The sequence below is a fragment of the Actinotalea soli genome (assembly GCF_017565425.1).
GTDB lineage: Bacteria > Actinomycetota > Actinomycetes > Actinomycetales > Cellulomonadaceae > Actinotalea > Actinotalea soli.
On record NZ_JAGEMK010000001.1, the window covers coordinates 408,807 to 424,305 of the forward strand.

Consider the following 15,499-nt stretch of genomic DNA (forward strand, 5'->3'; position numbering starts at 1 on the left):
ACCCGACGTGGACCCCGGCCGGGGCCCCGACCTCCCCGCACCTCAGCGGGAGGACCGCCGCAGGACTGCCACGCACTCCACGTGGTGGGTCATCGGGAAGAGGTCGAAGGCACGCAGCCCGCCCACCTCGTAGCCGTGGTCGGAGAAGTACGCGAGGTCGCGGGCGAGGGCCGCGGGGTCGCAAGCCACGTAGACCACCTGGTCGGGCGCGACGGCAGCGACCTGAGCCACGACCCGTCGGCCTGCGCCGACCCGGGGCGGGTCCAGGACCACGACGTCGGCCCGGCCGACGACGCCCCCGGCGAGGGCGTCCGCGACCGGCGCGTGGTGCAGGGCGACCTGCGGCTGGTCGTGCAGGTTGCGACGCGCGTCGCGCACCGCACGCGCGTCGCCCTCGACCGCGACGACGCGCCCCCCGCCACCGACCCGGTGGGCCAGAGGCAGGGTCAGCAGGCCGGCCCCCGCGTACAGGTCGACCACCGTGGCCCCGCCACGATCCCCCACGGCGTCGAGCACCGCCTCCACGAGGACCACGGGGGCCTCGCGGTGGACCTGCCAGAATCCACCGGCGGCGACACGCCACGTCAGGCTCCGACCGTCCAGGACGGCCCGCTCCCGGACGGCTGCCCGTGCGTTGGGCCGCAGGTCCGGGCCACGGTCGGTCCAGGGGACACCGTCCACGAGCACGAGGGGCTGATCCCCGCCCACCGGGGCGACCGCCGTGATCCGCGCCCCGGCGGGCCACCGTCGGTCGAACAGCCCCATGGCACCGATCTGCTCGACGGCCAGGGGCATCGCGTCCAGCGCGAGGACCTCGTGCGACCGGACGCGGTGCATCCCCGCGCGGCCCTCGGCATCAGCGACGAGATCGATCCTGGTCCGCCAGGCGAGGCCCTCCCGCACCGTCTCGGTGGGGCACGCCTCGACCTCGAGGTCCGGGGCCGGGAGCCGGGCGAGCCGCTCGAGCTGCTCGGCCACCACGGCGGCCTTCCAGCGCCGCTGGGCGTCCAGGGCGACGTGGGCGAGCTCACCGCCACCGACCCCGCCCGCACCGGCGGCGGGCCAGGCCGAGGGGACGCGGTCCGGGGATGCCTCGAGGACGTCGACAGCCTCAGCGCGCCAGAACCGGGCCGCGCTCGACGCCTCGACGAGACGCGCGACGACCCGCTCACCGGGAAGGGCGTGACGCACGAAGACCACGCGGCCCTCGTGCCTCGCGACGCAGTGACCGCCGTGAGCGACCGGCCCGACGTCGAGGGTGACCAGGTCCTCCGCGCTCACCCCTGACCGCCGTCCTGGACGCTGCCGTGCTCGGTCGGACCACCCGGGGGCGGCTCGATCGGACCACCCGGCGGCGGGGTCGAGGAGACCCCGTCGACCGCGACCGAGGAGCTCAGCTGCCACGGCACCGACGCGACGACCACCCCCGGGCTGAACAGCAGGCGCCCCTTGAGCCGCGTCGCGCTCTGGTTGTGCAGCAGCTGCTCCCACCAGTGCCCGACGACGTACTCGGGCAGGTAGACCACGACGAGGTCGCGCGGGCTCGCCCGACGGATCGACTTGACGTACCCCAGGACCGGACGCGTGACGTCGCGGTACGGCGAGTCGAGCACCTTGAGGGACATCGGCAGGTCCAGGGCCTCCCACTGCTCGCGCAGCTCGGTGAGCTCGGCCGGGTCGACGCCCACGGTGACCGCCTCGATCACCGAGGGCCGGGTCGCCCGGGCGTAGGCGATCGCACGCATCGCCGGCTTGTGCAGGCGCGAGACGAGCACGATCGCGTGCACCCGGCTCGGCAGGGCCCGCGCCGCAGCCGGGTCCTCCCCGAGGGCCAGCTCCTCGCGCACCGCCTCGTAGTGCCGACGGATGCCCTGCATGACCAGGAAGAGGACCCCGATCGCCAGCACGGTGACCCACGCCCCACGGGTGAACTTGGTCACGAAGACCACCAGCAGCACGGTCGCTGTCAGGACGAACCCCGCGCTGTTGATGATCCGGGACCGCAGCATGCTGGTTCGCGTCGCGGGGTCGGGCTCGGTCCGCAGCAACCGGTTCCAGTGCCGCACCATGCCGAGCTGGCCGAGGGTGAACGAGATGAAGACGCCCACGATGTAGAGGTGGATCAGCCTCGTGACCTCGGCGTCGAAGGCGATCACCAGGACGATCGCGCCGGCCGCGAGGGAGATGATCCCGTTGGAGAACGCGAGGCGGTCCCCGCGGGTGTGCAGCTGGCGCGGCAGGTGACCGTCGCGGGCCAGCACCGAGCCGAGGTTAGGGAAGCCGTTGAAGGCCGTGTTCGCCGCGAGCACCAGGATGAAGCCGGTCACCACGGTCACGACGTAGAAGGCCGGGGGGAACCCCGAGAAGACGACCTCGGCGAGCTGGCCGAGCACCGGGTCCTGGACGTGGTCCTCCCCGACCGGCTGACCGTCCCGCAGCAGCTGGGTCGACGGGTCCTCGACGTAGTGGACCCCCGCAGCGGTCGCGAGCACCAGGATCGACATGATGAAGGTCGCGGAGAGCCCGCCGAGCAGCAGCAGGGTGGTCGCGGCGTTGCGGCTCTTGGGCCGCCGGAAGGCCGGGACACCGTTGCTGATCGCCTCGACGCCGGTCAGGGCGGCGCAGCCCGAGGCGAAGGCACGCAGCACGAGCAGCGCCCCGGCCAGCCCCACGAGCCCCTGCTCGAAGGCCGCCGCGGGGACCACTTCGAGGTCTGCGCTCTCCGCCGCGGGCAGGGTGCCCGTCGCGTACCTCACGAAGCCGACCAGGGCGGTGAGCCCGAGGGCGAGCATGAACAGGTACACGGGGAGGGCGAAGGCCCGGCCCGAGTCCCGCACGCCGCGCAGGTTGACCACCGTGAGCAGCACGATGAGGGTCACCGCGACGAGGGTCTCGCGGTCCCGCAGCGCCGGCACGACCGCCGCGGCGTACTGCGCGCCCGCCGAGATCGAGACCGCGACCGTCAGCACGTAGTCGACGAGCAGCGCGCCCGCGACCGTCACCCCGGCCCGCGGGCCGAGGTTGACGGTCGCGACCTCGTAGTCCCCGCCCCCGGAGGGGTACGCGCGGACGTTCTGCCGGTAGGCCGCGACCACCACGAGCAGCACGACGACGACGGCGAGCCCCACCCACGGCGAGATCACCACCGCGGTGATCCCCGCGAGGGACAGGGTCAGCAGGATCTCGTCGGGGGCGTACGCGACCGAGGAGAGCGCGTCCGAGGCGAAGGCCGGCAGGGCCAGCCTCTTGGGCAGCAGGGTGCGGCCCAGGCGCTCGGAGCGCATCGGTCGGCCCAGGAGAAGACGCTTGGCGGCGTCGGCGACATCGGACACGAGAAGCCATGCTAGGGCCGACACCGACCCTCTGGACGGTATAGCGTCGTCGACCGTGCACTTCATCATCATGGGATGCGGCCGGGTCGGCGCGACCCTCGCCCAGTCCCTCGAGGGCCGCGGCCACTCCGTCGCGGTGATCGACCAGAACGCGGACGCCTTCCGCCGCCTCGAGGCCGGGTTCACCGGCAAGCGGGTGACGGGCCTGGGATTCGACCGCGGGACCCTGGTCCAGGCCGGTGTCGAGGACGCCTACGCCTTCGCCGCGGTCTCCGACGGGGACAACTCCAACATCCTGGCAGCGCGAGTGGTCCGCGAGACCTACGGGGTGACCAACGTCGTCGCCCGGATCTACGACCCGCACCGGGCCGAGATCTACCAGCGCCTGGGCATCCCGACGGTGGCGACCGTCCGGTGGACCTCCGACCAGGTGCTGCGGCGGATGCTCCCCATGGGAGCCACCGACGAGTACCGCGACGCCTCGGGGCAGATCCTCATGGCTCAGATGGACGTGCACCCGGGCTGGGTCGGGCGCGCCCTGGGCGACATCGAACGCGCCACCGGGGCCCGGGTGGCCTACCTGACACGGTACGGGGACGGCGTGCTGCCCGGCCCGGGGGCCGTGCTCCAGGAGAACGACCTGCTGCACGTGCTGGTCACGGCCGCCGACCTGCCGCGCGTCGAGCGCGTCCTGACCCACCTGCCGACGGGAGTCGAGTGATGCGCGTCGTCATCGCGGGGGCCGGTTCGGTCGGCCGCTCGATCGCGAACGAGCTGCTGACCGCGGACCACGAGGTCACGCTGATCGACAAGCAGCCCTCGGCCATGCGCGTCGCCTCGGTCGCCGAGGCCGAGTGGTTGCTCGCCGACGCGTGCGAGCTCGCGACGCTCACGGCCGCCAAGACCGACGAGTGCGACGTCATCGTCGCGGCCACCGGGGACGACAAGGTCAACCTCGTCGTCTCGCTCCTGGCGAAGACCGAGTACGGCGTCCCGCGCACCGTGGCCCGCGTGAACAACCCCAAGAACGAGTGGATGTTCGACGAGGCCTGGGGGGTCGACGTCGCGGTCTCGACCCCGCGGATCATGACGGCGATGGTCGAGGAGGCCGTCGCCGTCGGCGACCTCGTGCGGATCTTCACCTTCCACCAGTCCGGGGCGGACATCCTCGAGCTCACCCTGCCCGAGGACTCGCCGCTGGTCGGGACCAGGGTCGGTCAGGTCGTCTGGCCCCCTGACACCGTCCTCGCGGCGATCGTCCGTGGCCCGCGGCCGATAGCCCCGAGCGTCGACGACACCCTCGAGGCCGGGGACGAGCTGCTCATCGTGGCGGGCTCGGAGGCTGACCGGGACGCTCTGCACGACCTCCTGGTGCGGCCACCAGCAGCCACGTGACCCACAGCCCCAGGGCGAAGAGCGGCACGCCCATCGCGAGCCGCGCGGTACCCAGCCACCCCACGGCCGACTCCCCCTGCAGGTAGAGCGGGACCTGCACCGCGAGGCGCGCACCGAAGAGCCCCACCCAGAGCCACGTGGCGAGGGTGTACCGACGCCGCAGCGCCCGGCGCCCGGGGTCGGTGCGCCAGCTCTGGTCCTCGCCCCGCAGCAGGCTGACGATCACCCCGACCGCCGGCCAACCCACCACGACGGACACCATGGCGCCCAGGCCCCAGGCGATGTTGACCCACAGACCCCAGACGAAGTAGTCCGAGGCGTCGCCGGTCCGCCACGCCCACACCACGCCGATGGCTACGCCGAGCAGGCCCGAGAAGGCCTGGGTCACCGGGGTGCGCTGCGCCAGGCGGATCAGGACGGCGAGCACCGCGAGCGAGGACGAGGCGACCAGCGCGGGCACGAGCTCGCGGGTCGCGATGTAGACCACGACGAACAGGAGCCCGGGGGCGCCGGACTCGACGACCCCCCGCACGCCGCCGACCGCCTGGGCGAAGGAGAACTCCTCCCCCGCGAGCACCCCGACGCCGCGTCGTGCCTCCTCGGGGCGCCCCGGCCCGGCCTGGGTCTCGGGCTCGCGCTCGTCCTCCGGCGCGCCGGTCACGAGCGCCTCACTCCGCCGCTCGCGCACTGAGCTCGTAGCGCGGGTTGAACATGGTGCGCTCTCCCTCCTGGAGGCAGACGAAGCCCTCGAGCCGTGCGCGGCGGCCCGGCTCGATGCCCGCGATCCGCCGCTGGCCGAGCCACACGACGCGCAGCGAGCCGCTCCCGTCGTACAGCTCCGCCTCGAGGGCCGGGACGTTCTGCCGAGCCCGCAGGGTGACGCTGCGCAGCACCCCCGAGACCTGCGCCCGCTGCCGGTCGCCGAGCTGGGCCACCTCGGTGCATCCGACCCGTCGGCTCTCGCGCCGCTCGTCAGAGGCCTCGAGCTCGGCCCGTGAGGTGATCAGCCCCCGCAGCCCCGTCCGCTCCTGGGCGGCGCGGGACCGGGTGGTGCGCTCCTGCGCCACTAGTGGATCTCCGTGATCTCGGGCCCCCGGGTGAGGGGGTCGGGGGTCGCCGCCGGGGCGGGGGCGGGCACGGCTCGCGAGCCGGGGACCGTCAGGGCGAGCAGCTCGCGGGGAGCCCGGGGCTCACCGCCGCGCACCACGACCGTGTCCGCGAAGACCTCCTCGAGGGCCACGGCCTCGCTCGGCTCGATCGCGGCTCGCCCGGTCAGCACGCCACGCAGGAACCACCGCGGACCGTCGTACCCGATGAAGCGGGCCGGACGGTGCCCCGTCCGCCCCTCCGCGGTGCGGACCGGCAGGCGGGCGAGGAGCTCGCGGCCGAAGGGGCCAGGCAGGTCGTCGACCGACCCGCCCTGCTTGGTCACCGACTCGGCGATCTCCGACCGGATCTCGTCCCAGATGCCGGCGGTGCGCGGGGCGGCGAAGACCTGGAGCTGGAGGGCCGAGCCCTCGAGGCTGACGGCCGCCGCGGTGACGATCTTCGAGGACTTCTCGACCTCCATGCGCAGCTGCATGCCGTCCCGCCCCGGCACCCAGAGCGCACCGAGGTCGACGCGGCGTCCCCGCTCGGCCACCTCGGCCCGGTCCCACGGGCCACGATCGCGGTCGGTCAGGGAGTCGGCCGCGCCCGGCGACACCTCGTCGACGGCCGGACCGGCCTCGACCTCCCGGTCCCCCCGCTTGCCTCGACGGAACACGCTCACGCCACCTGCCTCCTGATCGGGATCCTGCCTTGCACGATAGACGGCGCCAGGGCGCCGGTCCTAGACGCCTGCCGCGCCCCAGCCACCGCTCGACCCGAAACCGCCCTCGCCCCGGTGGGACCCAGGAAGCCGCTCGGCCCGGACGAACCGCGCCCGCTCGACGCGCTGCACGACCAGCTGGGCGATCCGGTCCCCGCGCCTCAGCTCGACCGCCTCGGAGCGGTCGGTGTTGAGGAGGGTGACGCGGATCTCCCCGCGGTACCCCGCGTCGACCGTGCCGGGGGCGTTGACCACGGTCAGCCCGTGGCGCATCGCCAGGCCCGACCGCGGATGGACGAAGGCCGCGTAGCCGTCCGGCAGGGCGATGCTGACGCCGGTGGGGACGGTCGCCCGGCCGCCGGGCGGGAGCGTCACGTCCTCGCGGGCGACCAGGTCGGCCCCGGCGTCACCGGGGTGGGCGTAGGTCGGTGGGGGGAGCTCGTCGTCGAGCATCACCAGGAGGACCTCGACCGCGCCGGCGGGACCTGAGGCCCGGTCGGCGCTCTCGTTGTGCTGCGTCACGCGGCCGACTCTAGTGCGCGCAGCGCCCATCCCTGCACGGGTGGGATGCTGGTGGGATGACCGCCAGCCCCTCGCCGTCCCCGCCCTCCCACGCCGAGCGCCTGTGGCCAGGCCCTCTGGGCTGGGCGGCGGTCGTGGGCTTCGCCGTGCTCGTGCTCATCGCGCTGCTGCCCGTCCAGCCGCTCCTCGCGGTGGTCGTGGGCGCCCTGGCCCTCGTGGTCCTCACGGTGGCGGCCGTGCGCACCAGTCCACGGGTCGTCCTCCAGCACGGTGAGCTCCGTGCGGGTCCGGCGCGGATCCCGGTGACCGACCTGGGCGTGGCCCGGGTCCTCGACAAGGCTCAGGTGCGCGACGCGATGGGACCCGGCTCGGACGCCCGGACCTACGTCTGCCTGCGTGCGTGGATCCCCACGGCGGTGCACGTCGAGGTGGTCGACCCGCGCGACCCGACGCCGGGTTGGCTGGTCTCCAGCCGCCGCCCGGACGAGCTCGTCGCGGCGATCACCCGGGCGCAGGGTCGGGACAAGGATCAGGCGGCGCACTCCGAGCAGATCGGCTGACCGTTCTTCTCCCCCGCGAGCTGGCTGCGGTGGTGCACCAGGAAGCAGCTCGCGCAGGTGAACTCGTCGGCCTGGCGCGGCAGCACCCGGACGGAGAGCTCCTCACCCGAGAGGTCGGCCCCGGGGAGCTCGAAGCCCTCAGCGGCCTCGGTCTCGTCCTCGTCGACCACCCCGGAGTTCTTGTCCGCCCGGCGCGCCTGGAGCTCCTGCAGCGAGTCCTCGCTGAGGTCCTCCTCGGTCTTGCGCGGGGCGTCGTAGTCGGTTGCCATCAGGCGGTTCACACTCCGTGTCGTCCAGGATCGGCGAGCGGCGCAAGGCAGGATCCCGACGCCGGTACGTACTCAATGCACGGCGCCCCGCAGTTGTTCCCGCAGGCGCCAGGCGTGGGGATTGTGCCCCATCCCGGCGCTGAGCGCTAACTGCCGCCCGGCTCTGCCTCCTCAGGCCCCGCCACCACGTCCCGGTCGGCGTCGAGGCGCTCCAGCAGGGCGACCAGGCGGGCGACGGTACCCGCGGGCCCCGAGACCGTCATGGCCTCTCCGGCACGGGCTCCGCGCAGCCCTGTCACGACGGCTCCGGCCTCCTGCGCCACGAGTGCCCCTGCCGCCAGGTCCCAGGGCTGCAGGCCGCGTTCGTAGTGGGCGTCGAGGGAGCCGTCGGCCACCGCGCACAGGTCCATCGCGGCGGACCCGATCCGGCGCAGGTCCCGGACCTGCGGCAGCAGCTCGGCGACCACCCGGGCCTGCTCGCGCCGACGCGACGCGACGTACCCGAACCCCGTTCCCACGAGGCTCTCGACCAGGGGGCGCTCGGGGTTGACCGACAGCCTGCGGCCGTCCCGGTAGGCCCCCTGGCCGCGCCCGGCGACCCAGGTGCGGCCGTCGGCGACCGCGTGCACGCACCCGGCGACCGCGGTCCAGCGTCCCGGCTCGGGCGGGCCGACGACGGCGGCCACCGAGACCGCGTAGGCGGGGATGCCGTACAGGTAGTTGACCGTCCCGTCGATGGGGTCCAGGACCCACGTGACACCGCTGGACCCGGCGACGTGACCCTCCTCCTCACCCAGGACGCCGTCCTGGGGCCGTTCGGCCGCGAGAACACGCCGCAGCAGGGCCTCCGAGGCGTAGTCCATGGCCGTCACGACGTCGATCGCGCTCGACTTGGTCGCAGCCACGTCGACCTGGTCGGGCCGTCCCTCGCGCACGAGGGCACCGGCCTCGCGGGCGAGCCGTTCGGCCAGGGCGACGAGCTCGGCGACCGTGGCCGCGTCGGGCAGCTGCTCTCCCTCGTGACCGAGGACTCCTGTCCCGTCGAGGTCGAGGCGGTCGGGGTCGGGCTGCGGGTGGAGGCTCATCCCGCTCATCCTGCCCCACCCCGCAGGGTGGGCTGCGGACGTCACCGCGCGACGGCACACCGGGGCACCTCCCGGCGCCACGCCCGGGAAGGTGGCACCCTCGTGCTCAGGGCGTAGGAGGTGTCATGAGCGAGCTCAGTCTCGTGGGTCTGCACGACGACGGCGAGCACGTCGTGCTCGAAGGACCTGACGGTCAGCGGTTCCGGCTGCCCATCGACGAGGCCCTGCGTGCTGCGGTCCGGCGCGACCGGCCCCAGCTCGAGCAGGTCCGTGCCGAGGCGACGGGCGCCCTCCCCCCACGAGAGATCCAGGCTCGGGTCCGTGCCGGGGCGAGCGCCGAGGAGGTCGCGGAGGACTCGGGCATGCGGGTCGAGATCGTCCGCCGCTACACCGGTCCCGTCCTCGCCGAGCGTGAGTACGTCGCCCAGCAGGCACGGGCCACCCGCATCGGGCACGACCCCGGGGCCCCCGAGCTCGGTGACCTGGTGACCGACCGTCTGGCGACCCGCGGCGTGGAGGCGGCCACGATCAGCTGGGACGCCCACCGGCACGGCAGCGCGCCGTGGACGGTCGAGATGCGCTTCGAGGTCGGCGGGGCGGTCCGCTCGGCCCGGTGGACCTACGAGGCCGCCACCCGCACGGTGCGCGCGGTCGACGACGAGGCCCGCTGGCTGTCCGAGACCGAGCTCGCGGACAGCCCCATCCCGCGGCGCCACCTGGCGGCGGTCCGCAGCTCCCTCGAGGTCGACGTCGACGCCGCCCTCGGGCCGTTGCTCGCCTCGATCGACCCGCCGGTCGAGCCCGAGCCCGCCGAGGCGGACCCGCACGAGGAGACCGCAGCCCTGCTCGACGACCTGACCGATCGCCGGGGGGTGCGCCAGCAGCTCGACCTCGACGAGGAGGAGGACGACGCCTTCGAGGGATTCGGTCCTCAGCACACCTTCGACTTCGACAACCCGGAGCTGTTCGGCCGCGACCTGGGCCCCGTCCCGGCAGCCCACCCCCCGCACTCCCGACCTGAGGAGGCGACCGACGCCCGGGTCCTCCGGCTTCCACCGGTGCTGTCCCTCGGAGCCACGCAGGACGAGGAGCCGCCGACCCCCGAGGCCCTGGAGCCCGAGGAGCCCGGAGACGCCCCCGCCCCTGCCCCGCGGGGCGCCGTGGACGGGGACGACCCCACCGACGTCACCGAGCCCCGGACGACCACGGCACCCCGGGCGCGATCCCGCCGTGGTCGCGCGTCGGTCCCGAGCTGGGACGAGATCGTCTTCGGCGCCAAGCCCGAGTAGCGCCCGAGGGATCAGTCCTCGAGCGGGAACGGCAGGGTGTCAGGGGCCGAGGAGGTCGCCCGTGCCGCGGCGACGGTCATCCGCCGCATGTGGTGCCGTCGGCAGAGCACCTCGTACCCGACCTCGGCCGCGGCGTCGGTGTCTCCGACGACGACCTGCTCGCCCTCGACGACCATGATCCCGCGCACCGTGCGCGCGTTGTGGGTCGCCCGCGCCCCGCACCAGCACAGGGACATGACCTGGAGCACCTCGACCCGGTCGGCGAGCTCGATGAGGCGGGCCGAGCCGGGGAACAGGCGGGTGCGGAAGTCCGCGGTGATGCCGAAGGCGAAGACGTCGACACCCATCTCGTCGACCAGCGCTGCCAGCTGCTCGACCTGGACCGTGGTGTAGAACTGCGCCTCGTCGCACACCAGGTAGTCCACCCGCTCGCCCCGGGTCCGGCGCTGGACCACGTCGTCCCAGAAGTCCGTCGCGTCGGTCACCTCGGAGGCCGGGTGCCTCAGCCCGAGTCTCGAGGAGAGCACGTCGACCCCCGCGCGGTCGTTGCGCGTGAAGACCACGCCCCCGCGCCCACGGGCCGCATGGTTGTGATCGAGCTGCAGCGCCAGGGTGGACTTCCCGCAGTCCATGGTGCCGCTGAAGAAGACGAGCTCGGCCACCGCGCCTCCCTCAGGCCACCACGACGAGGGGGACCTGCATCTCCCCCGGAGTGAACGAGCCGTGCATGCCGCGCAGCGCGATCGAGCGGGGAGTCTGGGTCCGCGAGTCGACGATGCCGGCGACCCCGGTGGCGGCCACGACCAGGTCGCCGATCATCGGCCGGACGTGCTCGGCCACGGGGCCGAACCAGCCTGAGGCGATCGCCTCGTCCCGCGTGGCCACGACGGCCGCCCCACCCAGGGTGGTCCTCCAGCGGTCCACGACCTCGGGGCCGGCACCGGGGCGGGTGTGCACGTGCGTGGCCCGCGGCTCCCCGGCGACGACCTCCACCCCGGCGGCCAGGGCCGGGGTCGTCGCGACGTCGACGAGGGCCCTGCGGTCGACGTCGACCATGCCGTGGTCCGCCGTGATGAGGATCAGCGTGTCCCGGGGCACCGAGCGGGCCAGACGTGCGAGCTCACGGTCTGCCGCCGTCAGCTCGTCGGCCCAGGCCCGGGACTGCCATCCCTCGTGGTGGCCGACCTTGTCCACCTCTCCCCAGTACAGGTAGACCAGCCCCGGGGCGGTGAGCTCGTGCAGGGTCGCGTCGACGCGGTCGGCGAGGGGTTCGGCCGCGACGAACCTCGCACCCCGCAGGGCGGCCTCGGTCAGCCCCGACCCCGCGAAGCGACCAGGACCCACCGAGGTCACCTCGACCCCGGAGGCGGCCAGCTGCGCGAAGAGCGATGGCTCACGCTGCCAGCTCTCGGCCGGGCCGGCCCCCTCCCACGCGACGAGGTTGGCCAGCCCCCCGGTGTCCGGGTTGCGCACGCTGTACCCGACCAGACCGGTGCGCCCGGCGGCACACCCGGTGCCGAACAGCCCCATCGAGGTCGCCGTGGTGGACGGGAACCCTGCGGTCAGGACCCGGGCATCGTCCAGGCGACCACGCAGGAACGGTGCGTGACCGCGACGTTCGCTCAGCATCGCGTGGCCGAGGCCGTCGACGAGCACCACGCAGACCCGTGAGGCCCGAGGCACCCCCAGCCGCACCCGGGCTGCCTCGTGGTGCTCGTCCTGCGAGCCGACCGCCGCCGCCGCGGCCGGCAGGACCCCGTCGAGGCACAGGCCGCCGTAGTCCGGCGCGAGGAGCCCCGCGGCGTCGAAGGCCCCGGCGAGGTCGTACGCGGACGTCATCGGGTCCGGGCCACCGCGGTCGACAGCGCGCGGGCGAAGTCCATCGCGGCACGGACGGCCTCGAGGCCCTCGGCGTGGGCCGAGACCCGGACCACGGCGTCGTCGGGGGCGCTCGTCCCGGTCAGGCCGTGGTCGGCCTCGCAGGCGGGGTCGGCGCAGCTCGCGGGCTCGAGGTCGATGCGGCGCATCGCCCCCCAGCCGAGCACCAGGGTGAGCTCGGCGGGCAACGTACCGCTGCGGTGCGTCGCCGGGTCGTGGACCACATGGGTCAGGCCGACCGACTGCAGGCGCGCCAGCGGGACGGACTCGGTGGTCGCCGAGGCGCTCGCCGAAGGGTGCTCGCTGTCCGCGGGGTGGTCGTCGACGTGGGCGAGGACCAGTCGCGTGGGGGTCAGGACCAGGACCGTCAGGTGGCGACGCACCTCGACCGAGTCGAAGGTCGTCTCGGGGTGGACGAGGTGGGCGACCACCTCCTCACCGGCCAGCGCGACGTCGACGACGTCCGCCACCAGGTCCGGGTAGTAGCCCGCATGATGCAGGCTCCGGCGCAGCTCCTTGGTCGTTGCAGGCACCACGCCATCCTTCCATCCTCCGGGCCGGGTGCCCGCACCGGAGCAGGCTACTCGGGCAACGCCCGACGAGCGCCGTCGGCCCGGCCGGCGCCGGCGAGCTCGATGCGGCTGCCCAGCACCGCGGCCCCGTGCTCGGCGACCACCACGGGGTGCAGCTCGAGGCTGTAGACCTCGGGCAGGTCCTCGGCGAGGGTCGCGGCACGGGCGAGGACCTCCTCGAGAGCGCCCACGTCGAGGGCCGGGAGCCCGCGGTACCCGAACAGCCGCGGACCCGCGCGCACCGCGCGCACCATCTCGCTCACGTCGACGTCGGTGAGCGGCGCGACGCCGTAGCTCACGTCCCCGAGGAGGTCGACCGCGTCCCCCGCGAGGCCGAAGGCGACCACGGGACCGAACCGCGGGTCCTCGCTCGTGCGGATGACGCAGGCCACCCCGCCCGGGGCCATGCGCTGGACCTCGAACCGCGCGTCCCCCGCTCCGAGGTCGGTGAGGTGCTCACGCATCTGGGTGAGGTCCTCGGCGAGCTCTTCGGGCCCGGCGATGTCCAGGCGCACGCCGCCGAGGTCGATCCGGTGCCGCAGGTGGTCGGCAGCAGCCTTGAGCGCGACCGGCCAGCCCAGGCGCTCGGCGGCCGCGCGGGCCGACTCCACGTCGTCCGCGGGCAGGGCCGGCCACAGGTGCAGCCCGTAGCAGGCGAGCAGCTCAGCGGTCTGATCCTGGTCGAGCCGCACCGGGCCGCTGGCCCGGCTGAGGGCTGCCTCGACCAGGGACCGGGCCCGGGCCCGGTCCACCCCCTCAGGATCGAGCGGCCGACCCCGGTCGGTCGCGCGCCACGCCCCGTAGCGGGCGGCCGCCGCCAGCGCGAGCACGCCGTCCTCGGGGGCCGCGTAGGCCGGGACGGTCCGTGGATGGCCGTCGGCGTCGGGGGCGGTCAGCTCAGGCACCATGCCGTGCAGGCCCGCGACGCAGGCGACCGTGGTACGGCCAGAGCCCGCTGCGGCCCGCGCGACGAGCGGCCCGACCCGCGGGTCGACCTCACCGAGGGTCGGGACGTGCACCACCACGACCGCGTCGCAGGCAGGGTCGGCGTAGACCGCCTCGAGCTCCTCGGCCAGACGCTCGAGGTCGGCCGACCCGTCAGCGGCGATCGCCGGCACGGCGCGCTGCTCCCCCACGGTCAGCCCCGCGGAGAACGCCGCCTCGGCGACGAGCGCGGCGAGGGGCTCAGAGCTCGCGACGACGTTCACGCGCCTCCCCGCGGGCAGCGGCTGGTGCGCGAGGAGCTGGGTCACGTCGAGGAGCTGGTGCGTGCTCTCGACCCGGATCACCCCGGCCTGCCGCATGACCTCGTCGAGGGCGCGCCGCGGGGCCCTGGTGCGGCGCACCGCGTGACCGGCGGGCACCACGTGGCCCGAGCGGCCCGCGGTCAGGACCACGAGCGGCTTGACGGCGGCGAGCCGACGCGCCACCCGCGAGAACTTCCGCGGGTTGCCGATCGACTCCAGGTAGAGGCCCACCACCGAGGTCCGGTCGTCCTCGGTCCAGAACTGCATGACGTCGTTGCCCGAGACGTCGGCCCGGTTGCCCGAGGAGACGAAGGTCGACAGACCGAGCCCTCGCCGACGCGCGGAGGCGAGGATGCCGACCGCCATGGCGGCCGACTGGCAGAACAGCCCCGTGGTCCCGGCCTCGGGCAGCCGTGCGGCGAGGGAGGCGTTCACCGTGGGGTGGTCCTCGTCCCCGTGCCGCAGGAACCCGTACGAGGCCGGGCCCAGCACCCGCATGCCGAGGGCGTGGGCGCTGCGGACGAGGTGGCGTTGCAGGGCCACGCCGTCCGGCCCTGTCTCGACGAACCCGCCCGAGAGCACCACCACCGCGCGGGCCCCGAGGCTCGCGGCGCGCCGGAGCACGTCCACGCTGCTCGCCGCGGACACCGCCAGCACGAGGAGGTCGACAGGGCCCTCGGCCTCGGCGAGGTCCGACCTCGCGACGCCCCCCTGGGGCACCGCCACCGGACCGACGACCTGGACGGGCAGCCCGGCGCCGGCGAGATGCTCGGCTGCGGCCCCCGCGAGGCGGCGGCCGTCACCGTCCGCCACCACGAGCGCCGAGCGCGAGGTGAGCATGCCGTGCACGCTGCGCGCCTCGGCGCGGTGCTCGCGGTCGGCCATCACGGCACGCGACCTGTCCGTCGGGTCGATGTCGAAGGACACCGTGACGATCCCGTCGTCCAGGTGCTGGTCCAGGACGTAGCCCGCCTCCCGGAAGATCGCGAGCATCTGGGAGTTCTGGGGCAGCACCTCGGCCGTGAAGCGGGTGATGCCCCGCTCTCGCGCTGCGGCTGCGACGTGCTCGAGCAGCACCGAGCCCAGCCCGCGGCCGTGGTGCCCGTCGGCGACGTTGAAGGCGACCTCAGCCATGGTCGGCTCGGTGCGGTCGTACCTCGCGACGGCGATGATCTGCTCGGACTCCTGCTCCCCCGCCACGGCGACGAGTGCGACCCGGTCGACGTGGTCCACGTGCGTGAACCGGGCCAGGTCGCGGTCAGGGAGCCGCTCGAGGGGGGCGAAGAAGCGGAAGTACGTCGACCGCTCGGACTGCCCCACGTGGAAGGCCTGCAGCGCGTCGCCGTCACCGACGCGGATCGGACGCACGTGCGCCGTGCCGCCGTCGCGCAGGACGACGTCGGCCTCCCAGTGGACGGGGTACGCCTCGCCCTCCGGTCCGGTGGCGGTCGCCGCGTCCTCGTCGGTGCCCATGCCCTCACCCTAGGTCGCCGCCGCCGGGCGGCGCAGGGTGGTGCAGGGTGCCGACCCGGCTCGGGCG

The 15,499-nt window shown here is 74.4% G+C and carries 16 protein-coding genes; 4 read left to right on the forward strand and 12 right to left on the reverse strand.

Features of this window, described 5'->3' with window-relative positions; translation table 11 throughout:
- Positions 1-42 precede the first annotated feature (42 nt).
- Both J4G33_RS01895 and J4G33_RS01900 read right to left on the reverse strand, forming a co-directional pair.
- The gene (locus J4G33_RS01895; protein ID WP_208054187.1) at positions 43-1,281 is read right to left on the reverse strand and encodes a class I SAM-dependent RNA methyltransferase; all 1,239 of its coding nucleotides are present in this window, start codon (positions 1,279-1,281) and stop codon (positions 43-45) included.
- Entirely contained in the window at positions 1,278-3,332 is a 2,055-nt protein-coding gene (locus tag J4G33_RS01900) for an APC family permease (protein WP_208054188.1), read from the reverse strand. Before J4G33_RS01900 ends, J4G33_RS01895 begins: the two co-directional genes overlap by 4 nt.
- A gap of 70 nt (positions 3,333-3,402) precedes the next feature.
- Between J4G33_RS01900 and J4G33_RS01905 the strand changes: the two genes are divergently transcribed.
- Both J4G33_RS01905 and J4G33_RS01910 read left to right on the forward strand, forming a co-directional pair.
- Complete coding sequence (locus J4G33_RS01905) at positions 3,403-4,053, forward strand: potassium channel family protein (protein WP_208054644.1); 651 nt, start codon at positions 3,403-3,405, stop codon at positions 4,051-4,053.
- Complete coding sequence (locus J4G33_RS01910; protein ID WP_208054189.1) at positions 4,053-4,727, forward strand: potassium channel family protein; 675 nt, start codon at positions 4,053-4,055, stop codon at positions 4,725-4,727. The genes J4G33_RS01905 and J4G33_RS01910 overlap by 1 nt, the downstream gene beginning before the upstream one ends.
- Here the strand turns inward: J4G33_RS01910 and J4G33_RS01915 are convergent.
- The 4 genes from J4G33_RS01915 to dut are packed head-to-tail and all read right to left on the reverse strand — an operon-like array spanning position 4,654 to position 7,059.
- Complete coding sequence (locus J4G33_RS01915) at positions 4,654-5,388, reverse strand: DUF3159 domain-containing protein (RefSeq protein WP_208054190.1); 735 nt, start codon at positions 5,386-5,388, stop codon at positions 4,654-4,656. The two genes, J4G33_RS01910 and J4G33_RS01915, sit on opposite strands and share 74 nt — an antisense overlap.
- Positions 5,389-5,395: 7 nt before the next feature.
- The gene (locus J4G33_RS01920; protein WP_307793666.1) at positions 5,396-5,794 is read right to left on the reverse strand and encodes an OB-fold nucleic acid binding domain-containing protein; all 399 of its coding nucleotides are present in this window, start codon (positions 5,792-5,794) and stop codon (positions 5,396-5,398) included.
- Positions 5,794-6,498, reverse strand: coding sequence for a DUF3710 domain-containing protein (locus J4G33_RS01925; RefSeq protein ID WP_208054191.1), 705 nt, complete (start codon positions 6,496-6,498; stop codon positions 5,794-5,796). The genes J4G33_RS01920 and J4G33_RS01925 overlap by 1 nt, the downstream gene beginning before the upstream one ends.
- 60 nt (positions 6,499-6,558) lie before the next feature.
- On the reverse strand, positions 6,559-7,059 hold the full coding sequence (gene dut, locus J4G33_RS01930) for a dUTP diphosphatase (RefSeq protein WP_307793668.1): 501 nt from the start codon (positions 7,057-7,059) through the stop codon (positions 6,559-6,561).
- A 56-nt stretch (positions 7,060-7,115) separates the two neighbouring features.
- Between dut and J4G33_RS01935 the strand changes: the two genes are divergently transcribed.
- Positions 7,116-7,619, forward strand: a complete 504-nt coding sequence (locus J4G33_RS01935) for a DUF3093 domain-containing protein (protein ID WP_208054193.1) — start codon at positions 7,116-7,118, stop codon at positions 7,617-7,619.
- On the opposite strand, the gene J4G33_RS01940 is transcribed toward J4G33_RS01935, so the two are convergent.
- Complete coding sequence (locus J4G33_RS01940; RefSeq protein WP_208054194.1) at positions 7,589-7,888, reverse strand: DUF4193 domain-containing protein; 300 nt, start codon at positions 7,886-7,888, stop codon at positions 7,589-7,591. The genes J4G33_RS01935 and J4G33_RS01940 overlap by 31 nt on opposite strands.
- A gap of 146 nt (positions 7,889-8,034) precedes the next feature.
- Entirely contained in the window at positions 8,035-8,973 is a 939-nt protein-coding gene (locus J4G33_RS01945; protein ID WP_208054195.1) for an inositol monophosphatase family protein, read from the reverse strand.
- Positions 8,974-9,098: 125 nt separating this feature from the next.
- Between J4G33_RS01945 and sepH the strand changes: the two genes are divergently transcribed.
- Complete coding sequence (sepH, locus tag J4G33_RS01950; protein ID WP_208054196.1) at positions 9,099-10,262, forward strand: septation protein SepH; 1,164 nt, start codon at positions 9,099-9,101, stop codon at positions 10,260-10,262.
- A gap of 11 nt (positions 10,263-10,273) precedes the next feature.
- On the opposite strand, the gene J4G33_RS01955 is transcribed toward sepH, so the two are convergent.
- Genes J4G33_RS01955 through J4G33_RS01970 form a run of 4 tightly spaced genes read right to left on the reverse strand, consistent with a single transcriptional unit; the run spans position 10,274 to position 15,432 of the window.
- Positions 10,274-10,924 (reverse strand): thymidine kinase, encoded by a 651-nt coding sequence (locus J4G33_RS01955; RefSeq protein ID WP_208054197.1) that lies wholly within the window; start codon positions 10,922-10,924, stop codon positions 10,274-10,276.
- 10 nt (positions 10,925-10,934) lie between these two features.
- Positions 10,935-12,101 carry an alkaline phosphatase family protein gene (locus tag J4G33_RS01960; RefSeq protein WP_208054198.1) on the reverse strand — a complete coding sequence of 389 codons (1,167 nt, stop codon included), beginning with the start codon at positions 12,099-12,101 and terminating at the stop codon, positions 10,935-10,937.
- A complete protein-coding gene (locus tag J4G33_RS01965; protein WP_208054199.1) occupies positions 12,098-12,673 on the reverse strand; it encodes a DUF5998 family protein in 576 nt (191 codons plus the stop codon). The genes J4G33_RS01960 and J4G33_RS01965 overlap by 4 nt, the downstream gene beginning before the upstream one ends.
- 47 nt (positions 12,674-12,720) lie before the next feature.
- A complete protein-coding gene (locus J4G33_RS01970; protein ID WP_208054200.1) occupies positions 12,721-15,432 on the reverse strand; it encodes a bifunctional acetate--CoA ligase family protein/GNAT family N-acetyltransferase in 2,712 nt (903 codons plus the stop codon).
- Positions 15,433-15,499: the final 67 nt, after the last annotated feature.

Bases quoted from the DNA above. Each gene is read 5' to 3' on its own strand.
- J4G33_RS01905 (WP_208054644.1), top strand. From the start codon at position 3,403: ATGGGATGCGGCCGGGTCGGCGCGACCCTCGCCCAGTCCCTCGAGGGC.
- J4G33_RS01910 (WP_208054189.1), top strand. From the start codon at position 4,053: ATGCGCGTCGTCATCGCGGGGGCCGGTTCGGTCGGCCGCTCGATCGCG.
- J4G33_RS01935 (WP_208054193.1), top strand. From the start codon at position 7,116: ATGACCGCCAGCCCCTCGCCGTCCCCGCCCTCCCACGCCGAGCGCCTG.
- J4G33_RS01940 (WP_208054194.1), bottom strand. From the start codon at position 7,888: ATGGCAACCGACTACGACGCCCCGCGCAAGACCGAGGAGGACCTCAGC.
- J4G33_RS01945 (WP_208054195.1), bottom strand. From the start codon at position 8,973: ATGAGCCTCCACCCGCAGCCCGACCCCGACCGCCTCGACCTCGACGGG.
- sepH (WP_208054196.1), top strand. From the start codon at position 9,099: ATGAGCGAGCTCAGTCTCGTGGGTCTGCACGACGACGGCGAGCACGTC.
- J4G33_RS01960 (WP_208054198.1), bottom strand. From the start codon at position 12,101: ATGACGTCCGCGTACGACCTCGCCGGGGCCTTCGACGCCGCGGGGCTC.
- J4G33_RS01970 (WP_208054200.1), bottom strand. From the start codon at position 15,432: ATGGGCACCGACGAGGACGCGGCGACCGCCACCGGACCGGAGGGCGAG.